The sequence below is a fragment of the Metabacillus litoralis genome, assembly GCF_003667825.1.
Classification (GTDB): Bacteria; Bacillota; Bacilli; order Bacillales; family Bacillaceae; genus Metabacillus; species Metabacillus litoralis_B.
Map to the genome: position 1 here is coordinate 507,924 of NZ_CP033043.1, position 19,242 is coordinate 527,165.

The window sequence follows — 19,242 nt, forward strand, 5'->3', positions numbered from 1 at the left end:
GTATACATGAATATGTGTAATATATAAGCTTGTAGAACAACTTATTGGAAAATAGGTGATATAGTGGAAGAATTAATTCTTTCTATGCTTGAACAGTTTAAAGAACTTTCTTATTTTGGAATTATGCTGGCATTAACATTTGAATTTGTACCAGCGGAGTTAGTACTACCTCTTGCTGGTTATTGGGTTTATGAAGGTGATATGACATTATGGGGGACTGTTCTTGCAGGTACAATAGGTGGAACGTTCGGTCCATTGACTCTTTATGCAGTTGGAAGATATGGTGGAAGACCATTTATCCTTAAGTTTGGAAAATACTTTTTCATTAATGAAGAAAAGCTTGCTAAAGCAGATGAATTTTTTGAGAGAAATGGTGCAATGGTTGCTTTTACAGCAAGATTTCTACCTGGAGTGAGAACGTTGATCTCCATTCCATGTGGTATGGCAAAGATGAATGTTTGGATTTTCTCTATCTATACGTTTGTTGCAATGCTGCCGATTACTTTTATTTATGTTTATCTTGGATTAAAGCTAGGCGAAAATTGGAAGAACGTAGGTGAGCTTGCAAACCAATATATCCTTCCTGCCGGTATAGCAGTTCTCGTTATATTTGTTGCTTATAAACTAATTACTCGTAAAAGAAAGAAAACTTATAGTGCAGAACATAAAACAACATCAAAAAAAAATTAAAATAGGTTGACTTTAAAATCCAACTGCTTTTTTTGCATGATTGGAATTCGTCTCAGAAAGACCTTTGCCGCCATTGGCAAGGGTCTTTTTTATTAACAAGGGTAAATAATATTAGGTAATTGAATAAAAGCCTGTTGTGGGTACGTCAAAAATAATTGTTCAATATGTCAAATGTGTAACAAATTATAGGTCTAAAATCCCTAAAATGAAAAAAAACGATAAAATTTAATTTCTACACCCTTAAGATGAAATAAGGGTTCGAAACTATGTATTGAAACGAAAAAAAGCTAAGGAGGATTAGGTGAAACCGCATTGCATCAAATGAAACATGTGTGTAATTTATTGGAAATTAGCGATTTCTCTCAAAAAAGTGTATATGATCTGCTAAAATGTATTTTATACTATAATTTAATATCAATAGGTCTAAAGTAATTTATTTTGTAACAATTGACTTTCTTTTGTAGAAATTTAGAAAGATAGTTTCATATATCTTCCTTTGCGGTCCCTCTGTAATTTAGCTATTATAGACAAAGTAATATAGGGGAAACAGAGGTGAACCGCCATGCTTAGCCTTTTGTTTAGACTAGGTAAGAAGAAGCGAACATTAGAAGAAACGGTTCTCCTAATTCAAAAGGGAGACCTTCAATTACAAAATGAATTAATTGAACAATATAAGCCATTTGTTGCTAAAACAGTATCATCCGTTTGTAAAAGATATATTAGTGAAAATGATGATGAATTTAGTATAGGTTTGATTGCGTTTAATGATGCTATTGAAAAATATTCTACAGATAAAGGAAGCTCTCTGTTAGCATTTGCAGAATTAGTTATTAAAAGAAAAGTGATTGATTACATTCGGAAGGAAGCGCGTAATCCTTACACAGTTAACTTAGATTTGCAGGAGCATGAAGAAGGAGAATATTCTCAAAGTAAAATAGAATCAGATTTATCAATTGATGAGTACACGAAGGCAATTGAGCAAGAGCATCGTAAAGAAGAGATCATATTTTTCCAACACTGTTTAAACGATTTTAATTTAACCTTTGCTGAAATTTTAGATCAATCACCAAAGCATTTTGATGCACGTCAAAATGCCATCATGGTTGCAAAGGAAGTCGTAAAGGATGATGACCTACGACATCACCTTTTTACTAAAAAACAGCTTCCGGTTAAGCAACTAGAAGCCAAAGTAGCAGTAAGCCGAAAAACAATTGAGAGAAACAGAAAATACATCATTGCAATGGCCATCATCCTTTCAGGGAATTTCGTCTATTTAAAAGATTATATTAAAGGGGTGCTAGATTCATGAAAAAGGGAGTCGTCGTAGAATATAGTGATGACTTTGTTACGTTGCTCACCCCGGATGGGCAATTTTTAAAAGCTAAGAATAATGAAGGTGTCTATGAATTAGGTGAAGAAATATCTTTTTTTCCTGTAGCGGATAAACGTGAAGAAGTTATCAGAAAGAGAAAAAGAAATCACATCTTCAGCTATTTTAGTACTCGTATGGCTAAGGCAGGGGCTATATCAGCAATTGCTATCATATTTTTTATGATCAGTTTTCTTCCATTTTTTCAAAATGATCAGGTATATGCCTATATGTCTATTGATATAAACCCTAGTTTTGAAGTTGGTGTTGATGATCAACTAAATGTGATTTCTTTAGAACCACTAAATGATGAGGCTAACAAGCTAATGGAAAAGGTTTCGGATTGGGAGAATAAACCTTTTAATGAGATTGTTGATCGGATCGTTGGTGAATGTAAATTAGAAGGGTACGTTTATCCTGGTAAGGAAATTGTTATAACCACAGTGGTAAATGAAGAAGATAAAAAGGCGCAAAATGAGCTTCAAGAGGATATTAGTAAAATTCGTTCTTCTTATGAAGAAGACCAGATGATTGTTAAAACAATTGAAGCTGATCAGGAAACTAGAGAAAAAGCTCAAAAACAAGGGGTTTCGACTGGTAAATATATTGAATTAACTGAAAAAGAGGTAAAACCAGTTAAGGAGAAAGAGACAACACCAGTAGAACAAAACAATACTCCTTCAATTCAAGAAAAAGAAGATACAACAACTACTGATCCAGTAAAACAGGAAACTTCAACAACAGTTGAAGAAAATCAACAAACAAAAAATGAGCTAAATTCAAAAGCAAAAGAAGAGTTAAATGAAGTGAAAAATGAGCTAAGAGGGCAGGAAAACGAACAAAAGCAAAATAAAGGCAATCAAGTAAATAACAATAATCGTGATAAACAAAAACAGAAAAACAACAATCGACATAACCAAGATGACGATGATCGTGATAATCGAAAAGACAGAAAAAATAGAAATCATGATAATGATGATGATGATGATCGGAATAAAAGATGGAGTTCGAATAAAGATAGAGATCGAGATGATCGTGAAGAAAGAAAAAGAAACAACAACCGCGATGATGATTAGAGAGGCTGATCCAAATGGACCAGCCTCTTTGCCATATTATTCAGTTCTTTGTCCGTTTAGTTGTGATTGTGCTTGTGCAACTAAACGTTTAGTAATTTCGCCACCAACAGATCCGTTTGCACGGGAAACTGTATCTGAACCTAGGTTTACACCAAATTCATTTGCAATTTCATATTTAATTTGATCCAGAGCTTGCTCAATCCCTGGTACAAGTAACTTATTGCTGCTTCTAGCCATTTGGAACACTCCTTTAGATGATTGTTCTTTAGCTGATAAAGTAATCGATTTTTCAGCCTTACTCATAAGGTATCATTCATTGTTAGTTTCTATACTGGAAAAGTTTAGACTAACTCGATAACTACTTTATAGGTATATTGTTTAATGAAATTAATATACATGACCTTCATGATTAATTGAGCTTTCATTCAAATATACTTGTGCTCTTGTTTGCAAATGAGAAGCTATTACTGCTAAAACAGTTGTGACAAGAATTCGTTCGATCGTTTTCCACTGACTTTCAGTAAGTTCACTAAATTTCTTTGGTATTGCATTTACTTCTTCTACTATTTGTTGCTCCAGTGTTTGACCTCTAAATGGGAGTTTTTCTAGTTTCTCAAGAATTGTTCCGTACATTTCATAAAACATAATCGGACTGATTAAATCATCGCTTCGATCTGAAAGGGTGTTAAAAACTTCTGTAAGGACCTTTCGTATTTTTTCGAAATCAAATACATATTTTAAATCTTTTACAATCAATAGCATAGCTGCTTGGTCAATTGAATATTTTTTACCAAGTTCAGGAGGCCCGATTAATTCTTTTACATCTCTTTTAATCCAGTTTTGAATGGAAGTTGATTTTAAAGATGTTAATTCACATAAGTTTGCTAGGGACACAATTTCATTTGTAGACAAGCCAAACTCCTGTAAATTTCGTCGTTTACTAGCTTTTATTAAAAAAGCGGGAATATTTATGTCACTAGGTGAAGTAAAGTTTATTGCTTTTTCTATAATAAGTAAAGGAGGTTGTTTGGACTCGCCTTTAAGTGAATATAATAATGCTGTCATTTCTTTTCGTGTTAATTGTATAGTCATTTTGACACCTCTTTTTAGTGGTCTCATCGGAAAGTATAATTTGATTTCATTAAGGAAACCTTTGGACATACCTCGATGTTAAGTATGTAACAAATTAGTGAACAATTTGTAAAGTGTAAATAAGTTTCTTGCTTTTACACATAAAAGTTTCTATAATTTTATTATAGTATAAGTTCATGTGAACTTGAAATTATTTGGAGGTATTTATGGCTAAAAGAATTTTTCTATTTCTTTTATCAAATATTCTAGTCATTACAACGATTGGAATTGTTTTATCACTCTTTAACGTTTCTCCCTATCAAAATGTAAATGGTAATTTGGATTTGGTTAGTCTTTTAATTTTTAGTGCTGTGGTAGGTTTTACAGGTTCATTCGTATCTCTTGCAATTTCTAGATGGATGGCTAAAATGATGATGGGTGTCAAAGTAATTAATCCTGATGGCCAACTATCACCTTATGAAAGAGATCTTGTTGAAAGAGTGTATCGATTGTCTCGAGCTGCTGGTTTAACAAAGATGCCTCAAGTTGGTATTTATCAATCACCTGAAGTAAATGCTTTTGCGACTGGACCTTCAAAGCGACGTTCTTTGGTAGCTGTATCAACGGGACTTCTCCAGGAAATGGATGATGATGCAATTGAAGGTGTATTAGCACATGAGGTGGCACACATCGCCAACGGTGATATGGTTACAATGACGTTACTACAAGGAATTGTCAATACGTTCGTTGTATTCTTTGCACGTATTGCTGCATGGGTAGCCTCTCGTTTTGTCCGAGAAGACTTGGCACCGATTGTTCATTTTATTGCAGTGATCATTTTCCAGATTGTCTTCTCCATTTTGGGAAGCCTAGTTGTGTTCGCATTCTCAAGATATCGTGAATATCATGCTGACCGTGGTGGAGCTGACTTAGCGGGCAAGGATAAAATGATACACGCGTTAAGATCTTTAAAACATTATACTCAACGAGTTAGAGACGACCAAGCATCTTTATCAACTTTAAAAATAAATAGTAAAAAAGGGATGTCCTTATTCTCTACACATCCTGATCTTGATGATCGTATAAGTCGATTAGAAGCTAAATAAATGAAAAAAAGAATGACAATGGAAAGCACCATTGTCATTCTTTTTTTACTATCTGAATGTAGTTGTTTTTATGGATAAATATATGAAAAACAAATGCTTTGTCATTAGTGCTTCAAGATAAGCCGAGATTTTCTAATAAAGCACTTTTCATTTTATCTTTTTTTCTTTATGATTATAGGACTTAGTTTTTTATATAGGAAATTGTTTTTGCAGGATAGGAATGAATAATGAATGAATAAATTAAAATTTCGAATACAGTCTTTAACCCCGGTACAATTAATTGTTTCATATTACTTTTTAGCTGTTACAGTTTCTGTACTTTTATTAAGTTTGCCTGTGGCGCATAAGCCTGGTGTGGAGTTTGCTTTTATCGACCGGCTTTTTACTGCTGTTAGTGCAGTTAGTGTAACAGGATTAACTGTAATGTCTACAGCAGATACATTTAGTGTACCTGGTATTTTTATATTAGCCTTTGTTTTACAATTTGGCGGGATAGGCATTATGACACTAGGTACATTTGTATGGCTTATTGTGGGTAAGAAAATAGGGTTAAAAGAACGCCAGCTAATCATGACTGACCAAAATCAAAGCAACTTATCTGGTATCGTAAATTTAATTCGTCAAATTATTGTACTCATTCTTATTATTGAGTTAATTGGAGCATTAATTTTAGGAACTTATTTCTTAAAATACTATCCAACATGGCAGGAAGCATATCTGCATGGATTTTTTACTTCAATTAGTGCAACAACCAATGGTGGCTTTGACATTACTGGTCAATCTTTAATTCCTTATGCTGATGATTATTTTATTCAGTTTATTGTGATGATTTTAATTATTTTAGGTGCTATTGGTTTTCCGGTATTAATTGAAGTGAAAGATTTCCTTTTTAATAAAAGTCAACGATTCCGTTTTACGTTGTTTACCAAAATAACTTCCATAACCTTTTTTGCCTTAATTTTAGTGGGAACAATTACAATTGCTGCTCTTGAGTATTCTTATTTTTTTAAAGGAAAAGAATGGCATGAAACGTTTTTTTACTCTCTATTTCAATCAACAGCAACCAGAAGTGGTGGTTTAGCAACAATGGACGTTAGTATGTTTACAGATACAACCATTTTAGTTATGTGTGCGTTAATGTTTATTGGTGCATCTCCAAGCTCAGTTGGAGGCGGAATTCGAACGACAACATTTGCTTTAAATCTTTTATTTCTGTTTCATTTTGCTAGAGGAAATAAGTCAATTAAGATTTTTAAAAGGGAGCTTTATGAGGAAGATTTAATGAAGTCAGTCGTAGTGACAATGATGGCATTTCTAATATGTTTTTTTGCCCTCGTTATATTAGCGATTACAGAGCAGTTTGAATTTATAGAAATATTATTTGAAGTTTGTTCAGCATTTGGAACAACAGGGCTATCGATGGGAATTACACCTGAATTAAGCTCAATTGGTAAAATTGTTATTATGATCTTAATGTTTATCGGAAGAATAGGTATACTTACGTTTTTGTATCTTTTAGGAACAAAGGAAAGAAAAGCAAATTATCATTATCCAAAAGAGCGAGTAATCATCGGATAAATTGCGAAGGATTGATGCATTGGGCATCAATCCTTTTTGAGTTCCCTTTATTGCTAATCATTGTTATAGCTTACATCTTTATCAGGATGTGTAAAAGGAACTCCTTGAGGTCTTTTTTTAGCTTCAATTAAATCTCTATTCTCAGAAGTGTTCCAACCAATGTCGTTTGTCGGATGAACCCATTGATCACCAGACATAATCGCTGGATCAATATCGTCACTCCAATGGTTTAAAGGTGATTGTGTTGAGTTATAAAAGCTATCTCCAATTGTAACGCCATACTCGTTAATAAAAGGTTTTTTCATTTTTATCCCAGTTCCTTTCCAAGAAGGAGCATTTATCTGATGTGGTAGTGTTTCGTTTATAGTGAAGTTTTCATCTTTTTGCTTTTTCAAATATCGTCACCCCTTATCATTGTTTTTGTAATATGTTGCCCGAAAAGATAGAAGGAATTGTCTTTAAGCGCATTTTCCGTTTTCTACCTATGATAGAAATGAGAAGTTCAGGTAAAAGTAAACAAGTAACATCCTAACAAGGCTTAGTTAAAAGTTTAAAATATGAGGTGATTTGTTGTGAAAAGAAAAGCGTTTAGAAATCAAGCTACAAAACATAATTTTACCCCTACAGAAAGCCTACCTGATACTGAATTTGCAGAAATTAACGATGATCAGGATCCGATGAAGGGTGCCAACCGTAACTCTAAACAAGGAAAGCAAGGGAAGTAAAGATGACAAAAAAGAAAAATATGAAAAGTAAAGATATGCAAAATCATAAAAAACCAATGGATACTGACATATTACAAGAAGAATTTGGTCAGGAAACTGGTGACGTTAACGCATCGAAGCTTTATGAGGCAATAGCAGGAAATGAAAAAACGGAGAAAAAAGACGGTAAACAAAACAAATAAATAAAAGTGAGAGATGAAAAATCTCTCACTTTAGCTAACCTTTGTATCAAGCTCACTTGAAAGTACTGTATAAACGGTTGTCTTTGAATGAATAGCATCATAATGAACAAGTACAAAAGAGTTTTCATTTATAATCCTACCTGTCTTCAAGTAATGATCTAAATTAAATGGTAAAGTTTCTAAAACAGTATGTTTAAATAAATCCTTTTCAGAGAACTGTTTTTGAGCAAATTCTTCTCCTAGTAGGAGAGGGTTTTCTAGAACTGAGTGATAGATCTTACTTCTTTCTTGCTTTGATAATGTTTCACTCCACCAAGGCTTACGAGGTTTATAATTTTGGTTTCGTAAATAATCATACTTCATAAAACCGCTGGCAATTGTTAACTCGTTTCTCTTAATGCTTCCAAGGAAATCATATAAGTGTTTATACAAATCTTCGAGTTGATGACCAATTCTAGTCCATCCTTTTTCATCCCAATATGTCCCAAAATCCTGAAAGAAATCAAATGGGGATGGGAAAAGGTGTGTTACTAAATATTCAATGGTTTCATCCATTCGATGGTCATTCCAATATTTCTCCAAAACATCTTCAACTTGTTTAATTTTCGTAATATCTTCAAAGGAAAGAACATTATTTTTAAGAATTTCATATGGAGAATGATCCATATAAACATAGCCATGATGTTCAGCACGAAGGCGTAAACCTGTGCCTCTAAGCATCTTTAAGAAACCTAGTTGAAGCTCTTCAGGACGAAGTTCAAATACATCATTAAATGTTTTCTTAAATGAATCATAATTTTCCTCAGGCAGACCTGCAATTAAATCAAGATGCTGATCGATCTTTCCGCCTTCTTTTACCATTGTCACAGTTCTTGTTAGCTTATTAAAGTTTTGTTTTCTCATGACAAGTTCGTTTGTAGCATCATTTGTCGACTGAACACCAATTTCAAAGCGGAATAAACCTTTTGGGGCATGATCATTTAAAAATTGAATAACTTCTGGTCTCATAATGTCTGCTGTAATCTCAAACTGAAAAACAGTACCTGGTTTATGCTCATCAATAAGAAATTGAAACATTTCCATTGCATAACTACGACTGATGTTAAAGGTACGATCGACAAATTTTATCGTTTTTGCACCATTCTCCATAAGAAAACGAATATCTTCTTTCACTTTTTCACGATCAAAATAACGAACCCCTACTTCAATGGAGGACAGGCAGAACTGACAGCTAAATGGACAACCACGACTTGTTTCAATATATGTTACGCGTTTTGAAAGGTGTTTCAGATCTTCTTCAAAGCGAAATGGTGAGGGTAGTACCTTTAGGTCAACTTTGTTTCGTTGCGGTTTAATCTGCACCTTGTTTTCCTCGCGGTAAGCTATCCCACTAACATTATCAAAGTTTTGTTCCCCATTTAATTCATCCAGCAGCTGTTTGAACGATTGCTCTCCTTCACCTATGATAATGAAATCAACCTCTGGAATTTTATCCATCCACTCTCTAGTATCGTAAGTAACTTCAGGGCCACCTAAAACAATAATCAAAGAAGGGTTGATTTTCTTCAGCATTTTAATCACTTTTATTGTTTCTTCAATATTCCATATATAACAGCTAAAACCAATAACTTCAGGCTTCTTAGCGTGTAAATCTGTTACGATATTCATGGCAGGATCTTTTATTGTGTATTCTGCCAGTTCAACTTCGTATTCAGGTTGTGCATAGGCTTTTAAGTAACGGATTGATAAGCTTGTATGAATATACTTAGCATTAAGCGTCGATAAAACAGTTTTCATTTTATTTATACACCACTTCAATTATTTTATTTATATAAGCTTGTTGTGCTTTTAAACAGTAAAACCACAGAATGGTTCGTTCCACAATTACATATTGTATCATAAATTTTTTTAAAAACGTATATGTGTCATGTGGGCATGTATCCATAGTATGGAAAAGTTTTTTTGAAAACAAACCTAAAAAAGAACAAGCATAATACTTGTTCTTTAGGAAGTGTCTATTTATTAAGTGAAAAGCTCTTTAAGTAATAATGAATTCCTGAAGGTTTTATCTCTATAAAGGGACTTGTTAATTCTTTTACAACCTTAGTTGATAAAATTGCTGTTAAAAGTATAGATAATGTTGTTAGAAGCACTATACTTTGAAAATCTCCCATCCAATCTACTACATGTGTGTTTCTCATATATTGAATGATAAAGCCATGTAACAGATAAACATAAAATGTTCTAGTGCCCCATTCCGTGAAAAAGGTCTGTTTTGTAGGAATCAATGCTAAAAAGCTAAGAGAAGTTACAAGCGTTAAACTGTAAAATCCTAACCGAATAAATGCACTACCTACTGTTAGATCACCGAATTGTGCATATGACTTTGAACCAAATAACCATTCATAATCAAAATCAGCAAAGAAATACGTAATAAAGGTCATAGATAATAAGGAGAATGCGACTCCTCTAACATGCACCCTTGTTATATAGTCAAAATGCTCTTTTCTTAGGTAAAAGCCTAATAAGAATAAGGGAAAGAACACGAATGTTCTAGATAGACTTAAGTAATTACTTATATCTTCTAAATACCCAACTGAAAGCCCGATAATAAAGGCAATCGCAAGCGACCATTTAGCGGAAAGCCTTGTTGCACCAAATAAAAAAAGATTCCAGAAAAACAAACTAACTAAAAACCATAAAGACCAGTGAGGATCTAGTGGATCAAGAACATTTGCATTTTGTTTCTCAACAAAAAAATAATATACCGAATAGATTCCTTGGAAAATAAGATAAGGAAGTATTAGTTTTTTAGCGATTTTGCTTACATATCCTTTTTTCTTGAACCCTTTTGCGAAATATCCTGAGATAAGGATAAAGGCCGGCATATGGAAGGTATAGACAAATTTATATATAGTCATCATGATTGGACTTTCATCTATAAATGGCCGGATAACATGACCAAAAACAACTAAAAAAATTAATAAAAATTTTGCATTATCAAAATAGCTAACACGATTTTTCATGCGCTCACCTTTCCTTCAGAAGTTTAAATCGTTAAACTATCCTTCTCTTCCCAAATTTGAGGTACGCTTAAACGGTACCTTTGTATCATTTTTCAAAAAAGTCCCTACTGTAAGATTGCAGATAGACTCATTTTAGACAAATATACATAGTTTCTTACATACTTGTTTGAAAAGCTTTGTAGATGAAAAAACCTTACTAAAGTATGTTTCGATAAAGCTGCTCCTTTTTTAGGGGACGTAATAAAGCTGTCATCTTTTTGTAAGATAGATGACAGCCTTTTCCTTTAAACCGAATAGTGTTGTCGAAATACTTTACTATATTACAACCTTCACAGTAAAAAAGAAACATTTTCTATCATTTTGTAGATAGGTGAAGGACAATGCCATAACTTGTAGAATACATGATAGTAGAAAGTTCGTGATTAGGGGTGAAAAGATTGAAGCAAACGATGGAGGATCGCGAAATCGTTGCCTTAAAAGCACAATTGGCTCAAGTAGAAAAAGAGAATGAAATGCTTAAATTTAAATTGCTGCAGCATGAAAATATATTAGAGGGTGCACTAGATGCTGTTGCAATTTTTGATGAAAATATGAGATTTATAGATGTAAACTCCGCCGCATGTCATATGTTTCAATTGCAGAAAAAAGAGTTATGTAAACGAAATCTCTATGACTTTTTATCTCTTATTCCAAGCAATCAAATAAGGCAAGTCATTGATGATATTTATCATGATGATCCAGTTAGGAAGGAATTAATTGTAAAATTAGATAATGGGCAGGTTAAATTTTTAGAAATCTCCTTACGGAAAAAAGCAATAAACGGTTATGACCTTGCTATGATAAAAGATGTTTCATTTAAAAAAATGCTTGAACGTGAGCGTACAATTAATGAACAGCTTTTTAAAGATCTATTTCATCGTGCAGTGGATGGAATAGTTATTTTTGATCAAAACGGTGATTTTATAGATGCGAATGGTTCTTTTTGCGCAAGCTTTGAAATAACGAAAATGCAGTTGAACTCTTTTGGACTAGAGGATTTTATTGATAAACATGAGAAATATAGACTTGATAACCTGTGGAAGATGTTAAAAGAAAATGGAAGCGCAAAAGGCGAGCTTCCTGTTATCTTGAAAAATGGTAGTAAGAAAATATTCGAGTTTACAACAACTTCAAACATTATTGATGGCTTTTACATGGCCATTATGAGGGATATTACAGAAAAAAGGTCAATGGAAATACAGCTATATAAAAGTGAAGAACGTTTTCGAGAGGTTTTTGAAAATGCGATAGATGCCATTATGATTTGGGATAAACATGGTCAAATTATGAAGGTGAATCAGGCTGCAAGTCGTACATTTGAGCTAAATGAAACAGAGCTTGTTCGTCGTAACATATTGGATTTTGTTGATCAAACCTCTCCAAGTTTTCTTAAAGTGAAAAACGAATACTTTAATACAGGGGCAATAAGGGAAGAATTACTTTTCCATATGCCCAATGGACAAAACAAAGAGCTTGAGTTTACCTCTAAAATGGACATACTGGATGGTCATCATTTAACAATTTTTCGGAACGTTAGTGAACGAAAACGGATGGAAAAAATATTAAGGGAAAGTGAACATAAATTTCGTAGTATTTTTGATGGTGCAATGGATGGAATTATTTTATTTAACCATTCTTTTGAAATCATTGAAGCCAATGAAACAGCTAAAAAAATCTTGAATTTAAAATCGGAAGATATCAAATCATCAAGAATATGTGATATTTTATTTTCACACGCTCATGCAGACCCTGAGTACAAAACACTAGAGTCATATGAAGAGAACATACAAGAAATCATGTATACGAATGAAAATGGAGAAGAAATGATTTTAGAAATTGCTCTTAAGAATCATATTAATGAAAATATGAATCTAGCTGTTTTTCGGGATGTAACAGAGAAAAGAGAGTTAGAAGAACAACTTAGAAAATCAGATACATTAAATGTAGTTGGAGAACTAGCAGCAGGTATTGCCCATGAAATTCGCAACCCAATGACTGCATTAAAAGGATTTATTCAGCTGCTAGAGGGAAGTGTTAAAGAGGACTTTTCTATGTACTTTAATGTTATTACATCTGAGCTAAGTAGGATAGAATCCATCATTACTGAATTTTTAATTTTAGCAAGACCTCAAGCTATTCAGTATTCTAATAAAGATATTGGAACAATTGTAAAAGAAACAATGGAATTACTAAATGCACAGGCCATTTTAGTAAATGTCCAGATGCAACTAAATATTGAAGAAAACTTGCCATTATTATTCTGTGAACCAAATCAACTAAAGCAAGTGTTTATAAATGTGTTAAAGAATGCGATTGAAGTAATGCCTGATGGAGGACAAATTGATGTTACAGTAAAACGGAAAAATGAAGATCAGCTTTTAATTTCCATAAGAGATAGGGGCTCAGGTATTTCGCAGGATAAAATAAAAAGACTCGGTCAACCATTTTACACAACGAAGGAACGTGGAACAGGGCTTGGTTTAATGGTAAGCTATAAAATAATTGAGGAACATCAAGGTCAAGTTGAGGTTGAAAGTGAAGAAGGGAAAGGGACAACATTTCATATTACCCTTCCAATTACACAATAAAAAAATAGTAAAGAGGATATACACAAATGTTTTATACTTATTATGACTCCCCAATCGGGAGACTTACAATTGTATCGACACTTGGAGAAATTACTCATTTATTTTTAACTATAGAACAATTTAATAAATTTCAAGGTGCAAACAAGCTTGTGGAAGATGGGCAACATCATATCCTTCGTGAAGCAGTAAAACAGCTTCATGAATATTTTTATGGAGGAAGAACAAACTTTGACCTACCATTTGAGATAAAAGGCACTGACTTTCAAAAAAAGATTTGGACTGAGTTACGTCAAATTCCGATTGGACAGGTTTGTAGTTACCAAGACATTGCCGTCAAAATTGGTAACAAGAACGCTGTACGTGCTATTGGGCAAGCAAATAAAGCAAATAAATTGCCAATATTTATCCCATGTCATCGTGTTATAGGGAAGAATCAAAGGCTGACCGGTTATGCTGGAGATAAAAATGAGTTAAAGGCTAAGCTTTTAACTCATGAGAATATTGCATTTAAACACTAACATGGTTATCAAGGGAACAACTAACTACTTGTCACATTTTTTCCTTTGCAACATATTATTTGAGTAAGAGAAAAAAGTTGCGTAAGGTAAAGAAAGGGGCAAGTTATATGTGGAATCAAAGCAAACGTCCAAAAAAAGTTCTCTTTTACACTTCTATACTATCAAAACTTCATATTATTTCAGAAAAGGAAAAAAATATCTTAATTGAAAAACAAAAAGGACCAAAGCTCTAGTGTTAAACTAGGCTTTGGTCCTTTTTGTATATAGATGGATTTAATTAGAAATATTAATTGGAGAATAATTTTTTGATCTCTTCCGTATATTCTCCAGTTATTATTCCTTTTTCCGTTATGATACCTGCGATCAAAATATTAGGAGTAACATCAAAAGCAGGGTTAAACACTTTCACATCTTTTGGGGCAACTTGAATGCCGTTAATCTGAGTAACCTCTTCTGGATTGCGTTCCTCAATCGGTATTTGATCTCCGTCAGTAATAGAGGGATCAAATGTAGATAGAGGTGCAGCAACATAAAAAGGAATGTTAAATGATTTTGCTAAAAGTGCTAAATTAAATGTTCCAATTTTATTTGCTGTATCACCGTTTGCAGCAATACGGTCTGCTCCAACAATAATTGCAGTAATGTCCTTGGACTTTATCGTATGTGCTGCCATATTATCAGTTATAAGTGTAACATCAACACCTGCTTGCATAAGCTCCCAAGTAGTTAGACGTGCTCCTTGTAAGACAGGCCTTGTTTCACATGCGTAAACACTTAAGTTAATATTTTTCTCTTTGGCTAAGTAAAAAGGAGCAAGTGCTGTACCATACTTTGCAGTTGCTATAGATCCTGCATTACAAATCGTCATAATTCTGTCTCCATCTTTGAAAACGCTCAATGCATGTTCACCAATTAATTGACAAACCTGTTCATCTTCTTTTTCAATTAAGATGGCTTCTTTAAGGATTGTTGATTTTGCTTCATCTATTGTTTGAACATTTGACACACTTTTCATAAGTCGATCTAGTGCCCAAAATAAGTTTACAGCAGTTGGTCTTGAGCTTGCGAGATAATCATGACTTTTCTGTAAATTTTGATGAAACTCCTCAAATGATTTTGATTGATCCTGCAAAGCTGCTAGAGCTAAACCATATGCAGCAGTTATTCCGATAGCTGGGGCACCTCGAACTTTTAAAGATTGAATAGCTTCCCACACATCTTCAATGTTTCTTAATTCAAGGTATTCCGTTACCTGTGGAATCTTTTGTTGGTTTAATAAAGAGACATAATCTTCCTTCCATATGACGGAACGAGGAATGGCAAAATTTTCGTTTAACATTTTATGAAAAAAACTCCTTTAAAAAAATGTGTTGAACCACTAGTAGAATAGATCAATGTGTTTTAGATTACTGATAAAGCTGTTTGGTTAACAAGGTCTCTAATTTGTTGCGTGTTTTTAATTGTTTTTCTATTTACAATAAGCTCTCTGCCGATTTTTAGGACAATTTGCTTTGTAGAAATTTTCTTTTCATATGGTTCAATTGTGTCAAGGTCAGCTACATGGGCTAGACCGATTGCTCGTCGGATTAATTCGCATCCTGCATATCCAGTAGCTTCTTCAAAGATCTGTTCTAAAACATAATCTAAGTAGCCGTCTAACTTCGTATATATTTCTAAACCATCATTATCCCATGATCTTGAAAATTCTCTTACAAACACATCCCAAGTTGTCTCTAAATGATGGAAAAGAATTTGTTGTTTATTCGTTTCTCGAGATAATGCATTAAAAAGTAAATTCGCAAATACTTGACCAACATCAAAGCCGATAGGACCGAAGTAAGCAAATTCAGGATCAATGATTTTTGTTTCTTGTTCATCTGCAAAAATACTTCCAGTATGCAGGTCACCGTGTAATAGTGCTTCAGCTTTTGTTAGAAAGATCTGTTTAAGTTTAGCAACCTCAACCTTTAATTCATTGTCCTGCCAAATTTGTTCTACATCATCTTGAAGTTCTGGCTCGTAATCGTTTGTTTCATGATCGAAGAAGGGATCAGTAAAAATAAGGTCTTCAGTTATTTTACAAAGATCAGGGTTGATGAATTGTTGAACCAATGATTTTTTATAATGTTGATCCATTCCATAATCAGATGTATAAAACAATGTTTTAGCAAGGAATTCTCCAACATGTTGAGATAATAGTGGTAAATCTTTTCCACTAATAAAGGCTGCTCTAGCAATTTCAAGATGTGATAGATCTTCCATGATTGTTATTGCTAATGATTCGTCTGAATAAAAAACTTTTGGTACATATTGTGGAACAAATTCCGCTTGCTTAAGAAGTGCATTTGTTTCGATTCTGGAACGATCAAGAGTTAGCGGCCAGCTTTCACCAACTACCTTCGCATATGGTAATGCTTGTTTAATAATGATGCTTTCTCCATTTTCTGGATCTTTCACCCTGAAAACTAAGTTTAAATTTCCATCGCCAATTTCATTGCATGTTAGTTGACTATTTTCAGAAAGCAGCTGTAATTTCTTTGCTAAGGCAATTGCTCCATTTTCAGTTAGTGGTTCGTAAATAGGTGATTTTTTATGTGCACACATTTATTTATCCTCCAATTTTTTGTTTTTGGAGGCTTTTCTAAAAAGAAAAGCCTCTTTCCAGATTGAAAGAGGCTTGAAGTCATTGCTTCGCACCTCTCATCTTTCAGAAAGATTTTCTTTCTGATGGAATTAGCACCGTGCCCAACTGGAAGTCCCAGGTATTATTTCATTTTAAGATGAAATATGGTCGGTTGCTGCGGCGTCATTGGGCCAAGTCCCTCTGCCAACTCTTGATAAGAGATTTTTTATTTAAAACATAAGTATATGTTTAGCATATTAAGTATTCGAAAAATTAATGCTTTTCTAGAAAAATATATCGCTTGATTAGGATATTACCAATGTTACTTTATCTTTGTCAATATATTATTGGGAATTGCCTAAATATTTGTGAAGTTTCTTATTGATAAAATTGTGGTAGGCGGTCATCAAAGATTGGGATTTGACTGCGTACCTTTTTGACAACTTCAGCGTCTATTTCGGCTGAGATCATTCCGGCTTTTTCGTTAGCTTCAGCTACTATCTCTCCCCATGGATCAATGATGAGAGAATGTCCTGCAAATTCATTATTTGGATCAGACCCAGCACGGTTACATGCAACAACATAACATTGATTTTCAATGGCTCTGCTTAGCAGTAGTGTTTTCCAATGATGAAGTCTTGGCATAGGCCACTCAGCAACAACAAATAATACTTCTGCACCTTTTGTTGTATGAGCGCGTATCCATTCCGGGAAACGGATATCGTAGCAAATGACTCCTGCACTTTTCAGTCCACCTATTTCAAATAACCCTTTTTCAGTTCCCGAAACTAAAAAATGATGTTCATCCATGAGTTTAAATAAGTGAAGCTTGCTATATTCATGGATAAACTCTCCGTTATTGTCCACAATATACATCGTATTTGTCACGCTATCTTTGCTTTTTTTTGCAATAGAGCCACCAACAAAGTGAACATTATACTTTTTTGCTAAGTTACTTAGGAATGTTTTTGTTCTCTCGCCATCATGATCAGCTATTTCATCAAGGCGAGTTAAATCATAGCCAGTTGTCCAAAGCTCAGGAAGGACAATGATGTTCGGTTTCTCTTGTTCGACTGCTAATGCCACTTTTTCTTCTACTTGCTCATAATTAAAATCAGGATCACCAAATTTAATATCAAGTTGAATACATGCAATGATAGGTTTCATTTTTTCAGTCACACCTTCATTTATAAATTTTTACTTTACAAGTTGCTTCTAACAATATATGATTTGTGACTAGAATTTCAAGAATTTTTTGAGTAGGTGTAGAAAATGAAAGTTTTTGAGCAATCCCATTTATTAAATACATTACCCAAGCAATTTTTTGCCAGTCTTGTTGCAAAAGTAAATACAATTGTAGAGCAGGGACATGATGTTATTAATTTAGGTCAGGGTAACCCTGATCAACCAACTCCGGAACATATCGTTCAGGCAATGGAGAAAGCCGTTAGAAATCCTCAAAATCACAAATATTCGCCATTTCGTGGGCAAATGTTTTTAAAGGAAGCTGTCGCAACCTTTTACAGAAGAGAGTACGGAGTGGAGGTAGATCCTGCTAGTGAAGTAGCGATTCTATTCGGAGGAAAGGCTGGGTTAGTTGAGGTTCCTCAATGCTTGTTAAATCCGGATGATGTTGTGCTTGTACCTGATCCTGGATACCCGGATTATTGGTCAGGAGTAGAATTGGCACGTGCCAAAATGGAAGTGATGCCTTTATTAAGCGAAAATCAGTTCCTACCGGATTACAAGAGCTTATCTAAAGACGCTGTAGAAAAGGCGAAGCTAATGTTTTTGAATTATCCTAATAATCCTACTGGTGCTACGGCAAACGAAAGTTTCTTTGAGGAAACAGTTTCATTCGCAAAAGAAAATAACATCTGTGTGGTTCATGATTTTGCATATGGAGCAATTGGCTTTGATGGAAAAAAGCCAATTAGCTTTTTACAAACAACTGGTGCTAAAGATATCGGTATCGAAATTTATACCTTTTCCAAAACCTTTAATATGGCTGGTTGGAGAATTGGTTTTGCTGTTGGAAATCCTTCAGTGATTGAAGCTATAAATTTATTGCAAGATCATATGTATGTAAGTGTATTTAGTGCTATTCAAGAAGCAGCTGCACATGCGTTACTTAGTCCGCAAACATGTGTTGAAGAACTAAATGCACGTTACGAATCACGTAGAAATGCTCTCATTACAGCTGTTCGTGAGATCGGTTGGGATGTTACGGCACCGTCAGGATCGTTTTTTGCTTGGTTGCCAGTTCCAAAACAATTTGATTCTTCTGAGGAGTTTTCTGATTTTCTACTTCAGCATGCACACGTCGTTGTAGCACCAGGAGTAGGCTTTGGTGAATATGGTGAGGGATACGTTAGAGTTGGTTTATTAACATCCGAGGACCGGCTTAGAGAAGCTGCCGATAGAATTAAGGCCCTTAATCTTTTTTAAGACATTACGCCTTAATTTTTTCCTCTTGACAGTAGAAGTGAGATCTGGCATAATCCATATTAATTTCAAAAATGAACGTTTCGTTCTTATCAAGAGCAGGTGGAGGGACTAGCCCAATGAAGCCCGGCAACCGACTTAACTTAGGTTAAGCACGGTGCTAATTCTTGCAGCATTCGCTGATAGATAAGGAGATTGCTTATTAC

Annotated in this window: 18 protein-coding genes and 2 riboswitches; of the genes, 10 read left to right on the forward strand and 8 right to left on the reverse strand. The window is 34.0% G+C overall.

The window, feature by feature from the left end:
- The first annotated feature begins 84 nt into the window (after positions 1-84).
- The 3 genes from D9842_RS02310 to D9842_RS02320 all read left to right on the forward strand — a co-directional run bounded on the left by D9842_RS02310 (position 85) and on the right by D9842_RS02320 (position 3,135).
- A complete protein-coding gene (locus D9842_RS02310) occupies positions 85-690 on the forward strand; it encodes a DedA family protein (RefSeq protein WP_121664914.1) in 606 nt (201 codons plus the stop codon).
- A gap of 562 nt (positions 691-1,252) precedes the next feature.
- Positions 1,253-1,999 carry an RNA polymerase sigma factor SigI gene (gene sigI, locus D9842_RS02315; protein WP_098797751.1) on the forward strand — a complete coding sequence of 249 codons (747 nt, stop codon included), beginning with the start codon at positions 1,253-1,255 and terminating at the stop codon, positions 1,997-1,999.
- Positions 1,996-3,135, forward strand: coding sequence for an anti-sigma factor domain-containing protein (locus D9842_RS02320; protein ID WP_121661094.1), 1,140 nt, complete (start codon positions 1,996-1,998; stop codon positions 3,133-3,135). Before sigI ends, D9842_RS02320 begins: the two co-directional genes overlap by 4 nt.
- 36 nt (positions 3,136-3,171) lie before the next feature.
- Here D9842_RS02320 and D9842_RS02325 read toward each other — a convergent pair whose 3' ends face one another.
- A complete protein-coding gene (locus tag D9842_RS02325) occupies positions 3,172-3,372 on the reverse strand; it encodes an alpha/beta-type small acid-soluble spore protein (RefSeq protein ID WP_098797753.1) in 201 nt (66 codons plus the stop codon).
- A 150-nt stretch (positions 3,373-3,522) separates the two neighbouring features.
- A complete protein-coding gene (locus D9842_RS02330; protein WP_121661095.1) occupies positions 3,523-4,227 on the reverse strand; it encodes a DUF1836 domain-containing protein in 705 nt (234 codons plus the stop codon).
- 206 nt (positions 4,228-4,433) lie between these two features.
- On the opposite strand from D9842_RS02330, the gene htpX reads away from it, so the two are divergent.
- Positions 4,434-5,312, forward strand: coding sequence for a protease HtpX (gene htpX, locus D9842_RS02335; protein ID WP_121661096.1), 879 nt, complete (start codon positions 4,434-4,436; stop codon positions 5,310-5,312).
- Positions 5,313-5,543: 231 nt separating this feature from the next.
- Positions 5,544-6,890 carry a TrkH family potassium uptake protein gene (locus tag D9842_RS02340; RefSeq protein WP_121661097.1) on the forward strand — a complete coding sequence of 449 codons (1,347 nt, stop codon included), beginning with the start codon at positions 5,544-5,546 and terminating at the stop codon, positions 6,888-6,890.
- Between the two features lie 53 nt (positions 6,891-6,943).
- Here D9842_RS02340 and D9842_RS02345 read toward each other — a convergent pair whose 3' ends face one another.
- The gene (locus D9842_RS02345; protein WP_121661098.1) at positions 6,944-7,285 is read right to left on the reverse strand and encodes a DUF3905 domain-containing protein; all 342 of its coding nucleotides are present in this window, start codon (positions 7,283-7,285) and stop codon (positions 6,944-6,946) included.
- A gap of 177 nt (positions 7,286-7,462) precedes the next feature.
- Here D9842_RS02345 and D9842_RS25595 point away from each other — a divergent pair, with 177 nt between their 5' ends.
- Complete coding sequence (locus tag D9842_RS25595) at positions 7,463-7,615, forward strand: hypothetical protein (protein WP_162987275.1); 153 nt, start codon at positions 7,463-7,465, stop codon at positions 7,613-7,615.
- Positions 7,616-7,617: 2 nt separating this feature from the next.
- Positions 7,618-7,797, forward strand: a complete 180-nt coding sequence (locus D9842_RS02350; protein ID WP_121661099.1) for a hypothetical protein — start codon at positions 7,618-7,620, stop codon at positions 7,795-7,797.
- A 30-nt stretch (positions 7,798-7,827) separates the two neighbouring features.
- Here D9842_RS02350 and D9842_RS02355 read toward each other — a convergent pair whose 3' ends face one another.
- Together D9842_RS02355 and D9842_RS02360 are read right to left on the reverse strand one after the other, a co-directional pair.
- Positions 7,828-9,594, reverse strand: coding sequence for a B12-binding domain-containing radical SAM protein (locus D9842_RS02355; protein ID WP_121661100.1), 1,767 nt, complete (start codon positions 9,592-9,594; stop codon positions 7,828-7,830).
- Between the two features lie 218 nt (positions 9,595-9,812).
- Positions 9,813-10,823 (reverse strand): acyltransferase family protein, encoded by a 1,011-nt coding sequence (locus D9842_RS02360; protein ID WP_121661101.1) that lies wholly within the window; start codon positions 10,821-10,823, stop codon positions 9,813-9,815.
- A gap of 437 nt (positions 10,824-11,260) precedes the next feature.
- On the opposite strand from D9842_RS02360, the gene D9842_RS02365 reads away from it, so the two are divergent.
- Together D9842_RS02365 and D9842_RS02370 are read left to right on the forward strand one after the other, a co-directional pair.
- Positions 11,261-13,450, forward strand: coding sequence for a PAS domain-containing sensor histidine kinase (locus D9842_RS02365; protein ID WP_306821497.1), 2,190 nt, complete (start codon positions 11,261-11,263; stop codon positions 13,448-13,450).
- 26 nt (positions 13,451-13,476) lie between these two features.
- Entirely contained in the window at positions 13,477-13,968 is a 492-nt protein-coding gene (locus D9842_RS02370) for a methylated-DNA--[protein]-cysteine S-methyltransferase (protein ID WP_121661102.1), read from the forward strand.
- Between the two features lie 286 nt (positions 13,969-14,254).
- Here D9842_RS02370 and mtnA read toward each other — a convergent pair whose 3' ends face one another.
- The 3 genes from mtnA to D9842_RS02385 all read right to left on the reverse strand — a co-directional run bounded on the left by mtnA (position 14,255) and on the right by D9842_RS02385 (position 17,758).
- Positions 14,255-15,307, reverse strand: coding sequence for an S-methyl-5-thioribose-1-phosphate isomerase (gene mtnA, locus D9842_RS02375; protein WP_121661103.1), 1,053 nt, complete (start codon positions 15,305-15,307; stop codon positions 14,255-14,257).
- 62 nt (positions 15,308-15,369) lie between these two features.
- Complete coding sequence (mtnK, locus tag D9842_RS02380) at positions 15,370-16,572, reverse strand: S-methyl-5-thioribose kinase (RefSeq protein WP_121661104.1); 1,203 nt, start codon at positions 16,570-16,572, stop codon at positions 15,370-15,372.
- A 93-nt stretch (positions 16,573-16,665) separates the two neighbouring features.
- Positions 16,666-16,812: riboswitch (SAM riboswitch) on the reverse strand.
- Positions 16,813-16,969: 157 nt separating this feature from the next.
- Positions 16,970-17,758: a carbon-nitrogen family hydrolase gene (locus D9842_RS02385; RefSeq protein ID WP_121661105.1), complete on the reverse strand. Its 789-nt coding sequence runs from the start codon at positions 17,756-17,758 to the stop codon at positions 16,970-16,972.
- A 105-nt stretch (positions 17,759-17,863) separates the two neighbouring features.
- Between D9842_RS02385 and D9842_RS02390 the strand changes: the two genes are divergently transcribed.
- Positions 17,864-19,039, forward strand: a complete 1,176-nt coding sequence (locus D9842_RS02390) for a pyridoxal phosphate-dependent aminotransferase (protein WP_121661106.1) — start codon at positions 17,864-17,866, stop codon at positions 19,037-19,039.
- 83 nt (positions 19,040-19,122) lie between these two features.
- Positions 19,123-19,229: riboswitch (SAM riboswitch) on the forward strand.
- Positions 19,230-19,242: the final 13 nt, after the last annotated feature.

Excerpts from the sequence above, each read along its gene's own strand:
- D9842_RS02310 (WP_121664914.1), top strand. The coding sequence starts at position 85 with ATGCTTGAACAGTTTAAAGAACTTTCTTATTTTGGAATTATGCTGGCA.
- sigI (WP_098797751.1), top strand. The coding sequence starts at position 1,253 with ATGCTTAGCCTTTTGTTTAGACTAGGTAAGAAGAAGCGAACATTAGAA.
- D9842_RS02320 (WP_121661094.1), top strand. The coding sequence starts at position 1,996 with ATGAAAAAGGGAGTCGTCGTAGAATATAGTGATGACTTTGTTACGTTG.
- D9842_RS02325 (WP_098797753.1), bottom strand. The coding sequence starts at position 3,372 with ATGGCTAGAAGCAGCAATAAGTTACTTGTACCAGGGATTGAGCAAGCT.
- D9842_RS02330 (WP_121661095.1), bottom strand. The coding sequence starts at position 4,227 with ATGACTATACAATTAACACGAAAAGAAATGACAGCATTATTATATTCA.
- htpX (WP_121661096.1), top strand. The coding sequence starts at position 4,434 with ATGGCTAAAAGAATTTTTCTATTTCTTTTATCAAATATTCTAGTCATT.
- D9842_RS02340 (WP_121661097.1), top strand. The coding sequence starts at position 5,544 with ATGAATAAATTAAAATTTCGAATACAGTCTTTAACCCCGGTACAATTA.
- D9842_RS02350 (WP_121661099.1), top strand. The coding sequence starts at position 7,618 with ATGACAAAAAAGAAAAATATGAAAAGTAAAGATATGCAAAATCATAAA.
- D9842_RS02355 (WP_121661100.1), bottom strand. The coding sequence starts at position 9,594 with ATGAAAACTGTTTTATCGACGCTTAATGCTAAGTATATTCATACAAGC.
- D9842_RS02360 (WP_121661101.1), bottom strand. The coding sequence starts at position 10,823 with ATGAAAAATCGTGTTAGCTATTTTGATAATGCAAAATTTTTATTAATT.
- D9842_RS02370 (WP_121661102.1), top strand. The coding sequence starts at position 13,477 with ATGTTTTATACTTATTATGACTCCCCAATCGGGAGACTTACAATTGTA.
- mtnA (WP_121661103.1), bottom strand. The coding sequence starts at position 15,307 with ATGTTAAACGAAAATTTTGCCATTCCTCGTTCCGTCATATGGAAGGAA.
- mtnK (WP_121661104.1), bottom strand. The coding sequence starts at position 16,572 with ATGTGTGCACATAAAAAATCACCTATTTACGAACCACTAACTGAAAAT.
- D9842_RS02385 (WP_121661105.1), bottom strand. The coding sequence starts at position 17,758 with ATGAAACCTATCATTGCATGTATTCAACTTGATATTAAATTTGGTGAT.
- D9842_RS02390 (WP_121661106.1), top strand. The coding sequence starts at position 17,864 with ATGAAAGTTTTTGAGCAATCCCATTTATTAAATACATTACCCAAGCAA.